Annotated in this window: 8 protein-coding genes and 1 rRNA gene; all 9 read left to right on the top strand. The window is 76.9% G+C overall.

Annotated elements, in window-relative coordinates; all coding sequences use genetic code 11:
• The 9 genes from rrf to LWC35_RS28390 all read left to right on the top strand — a co-directional run bounded on the left by rrf (position 1) and on the right by LWC35_RS28390 (position 10,446).
• A 5S ribosomal RNA gene (gene rrf, locus LWC35_RS28430) occupies positions 1 to 116 on the top strand.
• Positions 117 to 235: 119 nt separating this feature from the next.
• The gene (locus tag LWC35_RS28425; protein WP_232873340.1) at positions 236 to 3,064 is read left to right on the top strand and encodes a pentapeptide repeat-containing protein; all 2,829 of its coding nucleotides are present in this window, start codon (positions 236 to 238) and stop codon (positions 3,062 to 3,064) included.
• Positions 3,061 to 4,044 carry an HAD-IIA family hydrolase gene (locus LWC35_RS28420; RefSeq protein ID WP_232873339.1) on the top strand — a complete coding sequence of 328 codons (984 nt, stop codon included), beginning with the start codon at positions 3,061 to 3,063 and terminating at the stop codon, positions 4,042 to 4,044. The genes LWC35_RS28425 and LWC35_RS28420 overlap by 4 nt, the downstream gene beginning before the upstream one ends.
• 97 nt (positions 4,045 to 4,141) lie before the next feature.
• Positions 4,142 to 4,339 (top strand): hypothetical protein, encoded by a 198-nt coding sequence (locus tag LWC35_RS28415; RefSeq protein WP_232873338.1) that lies wholly within the window; start codon positions 4,142 to 4,144, stop codon positions 4,337 to 4,339.
• A gap of 16 nt (positions 4,340 to 4,355) precedes the next feature.
• Positions 4,356 to 5,156: a TlyA family RNA methyltransferase gene (locus tag LWC35_RS28410; RefSeq protein WP_232873337.1), complete on the top strand. Its 801-nt coding sequence runs from the start codon at positions 4,356 to 4,358 to the stop codon at positions 5,154 to 5,156.
• Complete coding sequence (locus LWC35_RS28405; RefSeq protein ID WP_232873336.1) at positions 5,153 to 6,073, top strand: NAD kinase; 921 nt, start codon at positions 5,153 to 5,155, stop codon at positions 6,071 to 6,073. Before LWC35_RS28410 ends, LWC35_RS28405 begins: the two co-directional genes overlap by 4 nt.
• A 131-nt stretch (positions 6,074 to 6,204) precedes the next feature.
• Positions 6,205 to 7,995 carry a DNA repair protein RecN gene (gene recN / locus LWC35_RS28400; protein WP_232873335.1) on the top strand — a complete coding sequence of 597 codons (1,791 nt, stop codon included), beginning with the start codon at positions 6,205 to 6,207 and terminating at the stop codon, positions 7,993 to 7,995.
• Between the two features lie 349 nt (positions 7,996 to 8,344).
• Positions 8,345 to 9,532, top strand: coding sequence for a putative cytokinetic ring protein SteA (steA, locus tag LWC35_RS28395; protein WP_232873334.1), 1,188 nt, complete (start codon positions 8,345 to 8,347; stop codon positions 9,530 to 9,532).
• Entirely contained in the window at positions 9,529 to 10,446 is a 918-nt protein-coding gene (locus LWC35_RS28390; protein ID WP_232873345.1) for a copper transporter, read from the top strand. The genes steA and LWC35_RS28390 overlap by 4 nt, the downstream gene beginning before the upstream one ends.
• Positions 10,447 to 10,569 lie beyond the last annotated feature (123 nt).

The raw sequence follows: 10,569 nt of genomic DNA, 5'->3' as shown, positions 1-10,569 counted from the left end.
TCGGTGGTCATTGCGGAGGGGGAACGCCCGGTCCCATCCCGAACCCGGAAGCTAAGCCCTCCAGCGCCGATGGTACTGCACTCGCCAGGGTGTGGGAGAGTAGGTCGCCGCCGACATCAAACATCGAAGAGCGTCCCCACCGGGCAGGTGGGGGCGCTCTTTTCGTATCTTCTCCGACGGCTGGAATCGCGCTCGCGATCACGGCCAGCGACGCGACGAGAACTGGAATTCCAGAGTGACTGATCGGGATGACAAGCGGGACGACCGCCGCGAGGAGCGCCCGCGCCGTGGCGCCGGCGAGGGCCGCGGCCGCGACGAGCGCCGTGGGGGCCGCAGCGACGACCGCCGGAGCGGTGGCGGCCGGCTGGGGACCGGCTGGGGCGGATCGGACGACGGGCGGGGCCCGCGCCGCGACGACCGCACCGACGGGCGTCGTGGATCCGAGGGCGACCGCGGACGCGGCGGCTTCCGTGGTCGGGACGGCGGTCGTGACGACCGCGGCGCTGACCGCGGCCGCGACGACCGTCCCGCTCGGGGCGGTCGCAGCGAGGGCAGCGGCAAGGTCTACGTCGACCGCTGGGGCAGCGACAGCCGCCGGGACAACCGCCGTGACGATCGGCGGGACGACCGGCGGGACGACCGGCGCGGTGGCCGCCCGCAGGGCGACGACCGGCGGGCCGGCTACGGCCGGGACGAGCGCCGCGGGTACGTCCGCGACGACCGCGGGCGTGGCGACCGCCCCCGCGGCTACGGCCAGGACCGCGGCGGCTACGGCGACCGGCGGGACCGGTTCGAGCGCGACGACCGGCCGGGCGGCTTCCGCCGTGACGACCGCCGTGACGACCGGCCCGGTGGCTACTCCCGCGGCGGCGGCTCGGACCGCGGCGGACGCTTCGACCGCGACGACCGGCGCTCGTTCGGCCGGGACGACCGCGGCCAGGGGCCGGGCGGACGCGACGCGCGCGACGACCGCGGCTCCCGTGAGTTCGGGGACTCGCGTGGCCGGCGCCTCGATCGCGACGACCGTCGGGGGTCCTTCGACCGGAGCGACCGGCGCGGCGCGCAGGACCGGGACACCCGCGGGGGCGCCCGGTACGACCGGGACTCCCGGGAGTCCCGCGACTCCCGGGGCCCGCGTGGCGACCGGGAGGACCGCGGCGAGTTCCGCTCCGGCCCTCGTGACGACCGTCGGGGCGGGTTCGACCGTGACGACCGTCGGGGCGGATACCGGCGCGACGACCGACCCCGCACCGGCGACCGAGACGACCGCGCCCCGGGCGCGAGCCGTGGCTACGGCCGCGGCTCCGGGGACCGCGGTGGCCGGTTCGACCGCGACGGTGGCGCTCGGGGCTTCGAGCGGAGCGAGCGGCGCGATGGCGTCGACCGGGACTCCCGCGGCGGCGACCGCCCGAACCGCGGCGGCTTCCGCGACGGTCGACGTGACGATCGACGCGACGAGCGCCCTGCCGCGTTCCGGCGCGAGGACCGGGAGTCCCGTCCCGGCCGTGGGGACGAGCGCCCTGCCGCGTTCCGGCGCGAGGAGCGCGAGTCCCGTCCCGACCGTGGCGACGCGATCGGCGGCCCGTCGCAGCAGGACCGCGGGACCGACGTCCGCGACCGTGGGTTCGAGCGTCGCGAGCGTCCGGTGGACGGTGACCGTCGCTCGCGTGGGGACCGGGTGGGGCCGGTGCGGGGCCGTCCGAACGGCGGTCCGCGCGACACCGACCGTCCGGGCCGCGGACCCCGCGACCGGGGAGACCGCGCCGACCGGGGTGACCGGGGTGACCGCGGCGGTCGGGAGCGCGCCGAGGGCGTGCCGACCACCTTCATGGCCGAGCCGGAGCTGCCGGAGGGTCTCCGCCCGAACTCGCTCGACGCCGACGTCCGGCGCGACCTGCGGGGCCTGCAGAAGGAGACCGCCGAGAAGGTCGCCCTGCACCTGGTCGCCGCGGGCATGCTCGTCGACGAGGACCCCGAGGTGGCGCTCGAGCACGCGCGGTACGCGCGGAAACGGGCGTCCCGGATCGCCGTGGTCCGGGAGGCCGCGGGGATCGCGGCCTACCACGCCGGCGAGTGGAACGAGGCGCTCGGCGAGCTGCGGGCGGCCCGCCGCATGGGCGGCGGGCCCGGGCACATCCCCGTGATGGCGGACATCGAGCGTGCGCTCTGCCGCCCCGAGCGTGCGCTGGAGCTGGCCCGCGGCCCGGAGACGAAGGAGCTCGGCCAGGCCGAGCGGGTCGAGCTCGCCATCGTCGCCGCCGGTGCGCGGCGCGACCTCGGGGAGCTCGATGCCGCGGTCGTCGGTCTGCAGGGCGCCGAGCTGGACCCGCGCAAGCGGGACCCGTGGAGCGCGCGCCTGTTCTACGCGTACGCCGACAACCTGCTGGCCGCGGGCCGTGAGGCGGACGCGGTGCAGTGGTTCGTCCATGCCGCCGACGCCGACGCCGCGGGCGAGACGGACGCCCGGCGCCGCCTCGCCGAGCTCACCGGCGAGGAGATCGAGGAGGAGGACGACGGCTTCGCGATCGGGGACGTCGTCGAGGAGGACGACCCCACGCCGGCCTCCCGGCCCGCCGCCGACGAGGGCGTCTCGCGCCCCGAGCGCCTCGACGACGAGTCCGACCTCGTGGACGAGGCCGAGGCCGCCGCCGACGACGACACCGACGACGCGGACGACGCGGACGACGCGGAGCTCACCGACGCCGACGACGCCGAGGACGACGAGTCCGACCTCGACGACGAGTCCGACCTCGACGACGAGCCCGACGCCGACCTGACGGCGGACGCCGAGGCGGACCCGGCCGACAGGGACGCCGATCTCGAGGATGCCGATCTCGAGGACGCCGAACTCGAGGACGCCGAACTCGAGGACGCCGATCTCGAGGACGCCGAGGAGGAGCTGGAGGCCGAGGACCCCGAGGACGCGGCCGACGCACCCCGGCCCGCGCCCGCCGTCGCCGCCCAGGACCCGCAGGAGCAGGCCGAGCCCGACGAGGACGGCGACCCCGAGCCCCCGGTCGACACCTGGCCCGCGGAGGGCCCGGACGGTAAGCAGTCCTCGTGAGCGACGACCTCCTCTCCCGGTTCGACGTCCTGCTGGTGGACCTCGACGGCACCCTGTACGCGGGGCCGTCGGCGGTCCCCGGTGCTGTCGAGGCGATCGCGTCCGCGCAGGACCGCGGCGTGCGGACCTCGTACGTCACGAACAACGCCTCGCGCCGGCCCTCGGAGGTCGCGGCGCACCTCGCCGAGCTGGGCTTCCCGGCGACGACCGAGGACGTCCGCACCAGCTCGCAAGCGGGGGCCGCGATGCTCGCCGCCCAGCTGCCCGAGGGCGCACGCGTACTGGTGGTGGGGACGAGCGCGCTGGCGGAGGAGGTCGCCCACCGGGGTCTGCGCGTCGTGGACTCGGCCGAGGGCGCCGACGCCGTGGTGCAGGGCCATTCGCCCGACACCGGCTGGCGGAACCTCGCCGAGGCCACGCTCGCGATCCGGCAGGGGGCGCTGTGGGTGGCGACCAACGTCGACCCCACGCTCCCGACCGATCGCGGGCCCATGCCCGGCAACGGCTCGATGGTCGGCGTCGTGCGCATCGCGAGCGGCGCGGAACCGCAGGTCGCGGGCAAGCCCGCGCCGACGCTGATCCAGGAGGCGCTGCGGGCGTCGGGCCGCGAGCGGGGCCTGGTGATCGGCGACCGGCTCGACACCGACATCGAGGGCGGCAACGCGGCGGGCCTGCCGACGCTCGTCGTCCTGACCGGGGTGTCGACCGCGCGGGAGGTGCTGGAAGCACCCGAGTCGCAGCGTCCCACCTACCTCGGGGCGGACCTCGGCGCGCTGTTCCAGCCCCCCGAGGAACTGGCGCCGGGTGCCCGGGACGGGTGGTCCGTCGACGACGGTCTGGTGCTCTCGGGCGACGGCCAGGACCTCGACGCCCTGCGTGCGCTCTGCGCGGTGCACTGGGCGGCCGGCGGGGGAACGGCGCGGGTACGGGCCGAGGGCGAGGCCGCGCGGGGCGTCGTCGACCGGCTCGGCCTGGCGTGACCGGGCCGGGCGTGCCCGCCCGCGGCGCCCCGCCCGCCTCGACTACCGTGGCGATCACGCCGACCGCCGAGTCGGATCCCGACCGGAGAGCACGACCATGACCGTCCCCGTCCCGGGCGACCCGCGCCCGCCGTCCGCGCGCCCGCTCGAGGCCGTGCGGGCCGACGTCGAGGCCGCCCTCGGCGCGCTCGACGCCGTCGCCGGGCGCCCCGCGGAGGAGCACGTCGCCGCCTTCGAGCGGGTCCACGCCGCCCTGGGCGCCGCGCTCGCCGCCGGCTCGCCCGAGCGGGTCTGAGTCGGCGGGGACCGGCGTGCCCACCCGTTCCCGGCTCGACGCCGAGCTCGTCCGGCGCAAGCTCGCGCGCTCGCGCCAGCACGCGGCCGAGCTGATCACCGCAGGCCGGGTCACCGTCAACGGCCTCCCGGCGGGCAAACCGGCGACACAGGTCGACCGGGCGACCCCGGTCGTCGTCGAGGAGCGGGCCGACGAGCCGGACTGGGCCTCCCGGGGCGCGCACAAGCTCCTCGGGGCGCTCGACGCGTTCCCCGACCTCGTCGTGGAGGGGCGGCGCTGCCTCGACGCGGGCGCGTCGACCGGCGGGTTCACGGACGTCCTGCTCCACCGCGGCGCCCGCGAGGTGGTGGCGGTGGACGTCGGGTACGGCCAGCTGGTCTGGCGGCTGCAGTCCGACCCGCGGGTGCGGGTGCACGACCGCACCAACGTGCGGGCGCTGGAACCGGGGACGATCGGCGGGGTCGTCGACCTCACCGTCGCCGACCTGTCGTTCATCTCGCTGCGCACCGTGCTCCCCGCGCTCGTCGCGTGCACGGCCCCGGGTGGCACCCTGGTGCCGATGGTCAAACCGCAGTTCGAGGTGGGCAGGGAGCGGCTGGGCGCGGGCGGGGTCGTGCGCGACGCCGCGCTGCGGCGGGCCGCGCTGACCGAGGTCGCCGACTCCGCCCGGGGTCTGGGCCTCGTGGTGCGCGGCGCGGTGGCCAGTCCGCTGCCCGGCCCGTCGGGCAATGTCGAGTACTTCCTGCGCCTCGCGCGGGGCGGGGAGGACGTGGGGGACGGGCCGCTCGCGCGGGCCGTCGAGGAGGGCCCGCGATGAGGGAGGTGCTGGTCGTCCTGCACGCCGGCCGGGCGACGAACCGGCGGGTCGCCGCCCGCGTCGCGCACCGGCTCGCGAAGGACGGCATCCGGCTGCGTGTGCTGGCCGACGAGTGGTCCGAGGTCGACAACGGCGCGGACATGCCCCCGGAGCTGCGCCCGGTCGTGGTCGACGGGACGCCGGCCTGCGCGGCCGAGACGGAGGCCGTCCTCGTCCTGGGCGGCGACGGCACCCTGCTGCGCGCGGCGGACCTGGCCCGGCCCGCGAAGGTGCCGCTGCTCGGGGTCAACCTCGGCCGCATCGGCTTCCTGGCCGAGGCCGAGCAGGAGTCCCTGGGCGAGGCGCTCGACGCGATCGTGGCCGGCCGCTACGAGGTCGAGGAGCGCATGACGATCGACGCGGTGGTGCGTCACCGCGGGAAGGTGCTCGACCAGACCTGGGCGCTCAACGAGGGCGTGGTCGAGAAGAGCACCCGCGAGCGGATCCTCGAGGTCGTGCTGGAGATCGACGGCCGCCCCGTCTCCAGCTTCGGCTGCGACGGCGTGATCTGCTCGACCCCGACCGGCTCCACGGCGTACGCGTTCTCCGCGGGAGGGCCACTGATCTGGCCGCAGGTGGAGGCGATGCTGGTGGTGCCGAGCAACGCGCACGCGCTGTTCGCGCGGCCTCTGGTCGTGTCGCCGTCGAGCCACGTGGCCGTGGAGATCGACGCCACCGGACCGCCGGCCGTCCTGGACTGCGACGGGCGCCGGGTCATCGACCTGCCGCCGGGCGCCCGGGTCGAGCTGTGCCGCGGGATCGAGCCGGTGCGGATGATCCGGTTGCAGGCGCAGCCCTTCGCGGACCGGCTGGTCCGCAAGTTCGACCTGCCGGTGCGCGGCTGGCGGGGCGCGCCGGACACGCCCGACGAGCACTGAGCCCGCAGCACCGGAGCCCCGGGCACCGGACCGGACCGAGCACCGGGGCCGTTCCGGCCGGACACGCCCGGGCGCGTTCCCGCCGCGGTCTGCGCGCGGATCTGTCGGGGGCGGGCCGTATCGTGCGGCCCATGCTGGCCGAGATGCGCATCCAGGGCCTCGGCGTGATCGACGACGCCACGCTCGAGCTGGACCCGGGTCTCACCGTGCTCACCGGTGAGACCGGCGCGGGCAAGACCATGGTGGTGACCGGGCTGTCCCTGCTGGGCGGCGGCCGGGCCGAGGCGTCGCGGGTCGCCGAGAGCGCGTCGCGGGCCGTGGTCGAGGGCCGCTTCGAGCGCAGCGGCGCCGCCGCGCTCGAGCTGGCCGAGGAGGTCGGTGCCGAGGCGGACGAGGACGGCACCTTGATCGCTGTCCGCACGGTGTCGGCCGACGGGCGCTCCCGCGCCCACCTCGGCGGGCGGTCCGTGCCGGTGGGCGTGCTGGGCCGGCTCGCCGAGGCGACCCTCGCCGTGCACGGGCAGAACGACCAGCTCCGCCTGCTGCGCCCCGCCGACCAGCGCGCCCTGCTGGACCGGTACGCGGGCGACGCGGTGGCCAAGCCGCTCGCCGCCTACCGCGAGACCCGGGCCGAGTGGCAGGCCGTGTCCGCCGAGCTCGTCGAGCGCCGGGACAACGCGCGCCGGCTGGCCCAGGAGGCGGACATGCTCCGGCACGGGCTGACCGAGATCGAGGCGGTCGCGCCACAGCCGGGGGAGGACCGCGAGCTCGTCGAGGAGGCGAAGCGGCTCGCCGCGGCCGACGACCTGCGTGAGGCGGCCGGGCTGGCGCGGGCCATGCTCTCCGGCTCGGACGGTGACGACATGGGCGGGGAGAGCCCCGGCGCCGTCGGGCTCGTCGGCGAGGCACGCAACCGGCTGCAGTCCGGCGGCGACCCGGAGCTGGCGGCGCTGGACCCGCGGCTGGGGGAGGCGCTCGCCGTGCTCACGGACGTCGCGGGAGAGCTGTCGTCGTACCTCGACCGGCTCGACGCGGACCCCGAGCGGCTCGCCCACGTGCTCTCCCGTCAGGCCGAGCTGAAGGCCCTCACGCGGAAGTACGCCGCGGACACGGACGGCGTGCTGGAGTGGGCCGCGCAGGCCCAGGAGCGCCTCGCCGGGCTCGACACCTCCGACGAGGCCCTCGCCGCGCTGGCGGCCCGGCGGGATGCCCTGGCCGGCGACCTGGCCGGGCACGCGGCGGCCCTGAGCGCCGCCCGCGCCGAGGCGGCAGGCCGGCTCGCCGCCGACACCACGGCCGAGCTGGGCGGGCTCGCGATGAAGGACGCGAAGCTGCACGTGTCGGTCGTGCCGCGGCCGGCCTCCGGGCCCGAGGCCCCCGACGCGCTGCAGGTCGAGGGCCGCTGGGTGGTCGCCGGGTCGGACGGGGTGGACGAGGTGGAGCTGCGGCTCGTCCCGCACCCCGGCTCGGCGCCGCAGCCACTGCACAAGGGCGCCTCGGGTGGCGAGCTGTCCCGGGTGATGCTGGCCCTCGAGGTCGCACTCGCCGGCGCCGACCCGGTGCCGACCATGGTGTTCGACGAGGTCGACGCCGGGGTGGGCGGTCGCGCCGCCGTCGAGATCGGGCGGCGGCTGGCCCGGCTCGCCGCGCGCCACCAGGTCATCGTGGTCACGCACCTGCCGCAGGTCGCGGCCTACGCCGACCGGCACCTCGTGGTGCAGAAGAAGCGCGGCGAGGGCGTGACCCGCAGCAGCGTGCGCACCCTGCCCGAGGCCGACCGGATCGTCGAGCTCGCGCGGATGCTCGCAGGACTCGACGACACCGACACCGGCCGCGCCCACGCCGAGGAGCTGCTGGCCGCGGCCCGCACGCACCGCGAGGAGGACCGGGCCGAGCCGCGCAGGCGCCGGAAGAAGGCGTGAGCCTCAGCGCCTGCTGACCCTGGTGACCCACGCCGTCATGACGACGGCCGGGAACGGGCCGGGCCCCCCGGGCGTGGTGACCGTGCCGGCGAGCGTGCCGCGCAGCCCGTCCCCACCACCGCCAGCACGCTGAGCGCGGACAGGATCAGGACGCATGCCCCCCGGCGAGCCATGAATCCGATCATGCCCCAGTGCCGTGCCGTGCCGTGCCGTGCCGTGCCGTGCCGTGCCGGGCGGGGCCGGGTTGGCGGCGAGGGGCGGGGCCGGCATCGTCGGCCCGGGTGACGGGGCGGTCACGGTGCGGCGCGCCTTCACCGCTCCGCGCCGGGGCGGTGCCAGGGTGCGCGGCATGAAGCTGACCGGCCTGCTGCACCGCTCGCGACCCGAGCTGCCCGGGCTCGCCGGGACCGCGCGCGTCGACAAGCGCACGGACGCCTTGCTCAAGCGGCTCAAGCCGGGCGACATCGCGGTGCTCGACCAGATCGACATGGACCGGGCCACGGCCGACGCGCTGATCGCGGCCGAGGTCGCCGCCGTCGTCAACGCCTCGCCGTCCATCTCCGGGCGCTTCCCGAACCTCGGACCGGAGGCCCTGCTCGCGGCCGGTGTCCCGCTGGTCGACGCGACCGGCCCGGAAGTGCTGCACGACGTGCGCGACGGTGCGCGGATCCGGGTGCACGAGGGCGTGGTCTACGCCGGCGAGCTGGAGCTGGCCCGCGGCACCGAGCAGACGCCCGACTCGGTCGCCGACGCCCTCGTCGAGGCCAAGGCCGGGCTCACCCACCAGCTCGAGGCGTTCGCCGCGAACACCACCGAGTTCATGCGGCAGGAGCGCTCGCTGCTGCTCGACGGCTACGGCGTGCCGGAGGTCGACGTCGCGCTGCGGGGCCGGCAGGTGCTCGTGGTCGCGGCGGGGTTCGACCACGCCAAGGACCTGGCGCGGCTCGGCAACTACATCCGCGAGTACCAGCCGGCGCTGGTCGGCGTCGGGGCGGGCGCCGACGCCCTGCGGGCCGCCGGGCACAAGCCCGACCTCATCGTCGGTGACCCGTCCGACATCTCCGACGAGACGCTGACCTGCGGCGCCGACGTCGTCGTCCCGGCCTTCGCCGACGGTCACGCCCCTGGCCTGCACCGGGTCCAGGACCTCGGTGCGAGCGCGGTGACCTTCCCGTCGTCGGCCAACCCCGAGGACCTGGCGCTGCTGCTCGCGCACCACCACGGGGCGGCGATGATCGTGACGGTCGGGCTGTCCGCGACCATGGTCGAGTTCCTCGACCGGGGCCGGTCCGGCTCCAACGCCTCGACCTTCCTCACCCGCCTGCAGGTGGGCGGGCAGCTGGTCGACGGTCGGGTCATCGCCCAGCTCTACCGCAGCCGGATCTCCACCGGCGCGCTGCTGCTGCTCATCGGGGCGGCGCTCGTCGCGGTCCTGGCCGCGTTGCTGATGTCGCAGGCCGGCGACGCGGTCCTGACCTGGATCACCACGACGGCGGCCGCCGTGTTCGAGACGATCAAGGGGTGGTTCGTCCGGTGATCTCGCTGCGCTACCACGCGGTGTCCCTCGCGGCGGTGTTCCTCGCGCTCGCGGTCGGCGTGGTGCTCGGCGCGAGCGGCCTGTCCGACCGGGTGCTCGCCGCGGTCTCGACCGACCGCGACGACCTGTCCAGCCAGGTCGACACGCTCACCGCCCAGCGCGACGGCCTGCTCGACGAGCAGGCCGCGGCGGACCAGTTCGCGAGCCGGGTCGGCCCGGCCGCGGTGCGCGGGCTGCTCGCGGGCAAGACCGTGGCGCTGGTGCAGGCGGGCGGTGAGCAGGCCGACGCCGAGTCGGTGATCCGGCTCGTCGGGCAGGCGGGCGGCACGGTGACCGGCTCGATCACGCTCACCGACGCCGTCGGCGACCCGGCCCGGTCGGACCAGCTGAACGCCCTCGCCGCCGAGCTCCTGCCGGCCGGCGCGCAGCTCCCGGCGGCGTCCGACACCGGCAGCCTGGCGGGCGGGCTGCTCGGCAGCGTGATGAGCACGAAGAGCGCGCCGAGCGCCGACCAGGCGGGCGCGGTGTGGACCGGGCTGGCCGACGCCGGGTTCGTCCAGCCGGGCACCGCGCCCGGCCCGGCGGACCTCGTCGTCGTCCTCACCGGCGGCGCCGCGCAGGGTCCCGACGCCGGCGACTCGGCGGCCGTGCTCGCCCGGCTGGCGGCGCAGCTGGACCGCTCCGGCGCGGGCGCGGTGCTGGCGGGCCGGGAGGGGTCGGCGTCGGCGACCGGGCCGGTCGGCGTCGCGCGGGCCTCCGGCGGGTCGACGGCAGGCCTGTCGACGGTCGACGACGTCCAGACCGGCGCCGGGCGCGTCGCCACCGTGCTGGCGCTCAAGGAACAGCTCGACGGCGGCGCGGGCAGCTACGGCTCCGACCGCACCGCCTCCGGGGGCGCGGCGCCCGGTGCCTGACCACGGGCCGTGAACGGCGCCTCCGCGCACGACGGGGTCGCCGTTCGCGCGTTCGAGGGGTGGCGACACGCGGCGGGCGGTCCGTCCGAGGTGCCCGGACTGCTCCGGGTACACTGAAGTTCC

Origin of the sequence: Pseudonocardia kujensis (assembly GCF_021283305.1) — a bacterium.
Lineage (GTDB): Bacteria > Actinomycetota > Actinomycetes > Mycobacteriales > Pseudonocardiaceae > Pseudonocardia > Pseudonocardia kujensis.
The sequence above is the reverse complement of the archived record's forward strand: the minus strand, read 5'-3'. Positions and strand labels throughout refer to the sequence as shown.

Bases quoted from the DNA above. Each gene is read 5' to 3' on its own strand.
- recN (WP_232873335.1), top strand. From the start codon at position 6,205: ATGCTGGCCGAGATGCGCATCCAGGGCCTCGGCGTGATCGACGACGCC.
- LWC35_RS28415 (WP_232873338.1), top strand. From the start codon at position 4,142: ATGACCGTCCCCGTCCCGGGCGACCCGCGCCCGCCGTCCGCGCGCCCG.
- steA (WP_232873334.1), top strand. From the start codon at position 8,345: ATGAAGCTGACCGGCCTGCTGCACCGCTCGCGACCCGAGCTGCCCGGG.
- LWC35_RS28405 (WP_232873336.1), top strand. From the start codon at position 5,153: ATGAGGGAGGTGCTGGTCGTCCTGCACGCCGGCCGGGCGACGAACCGG.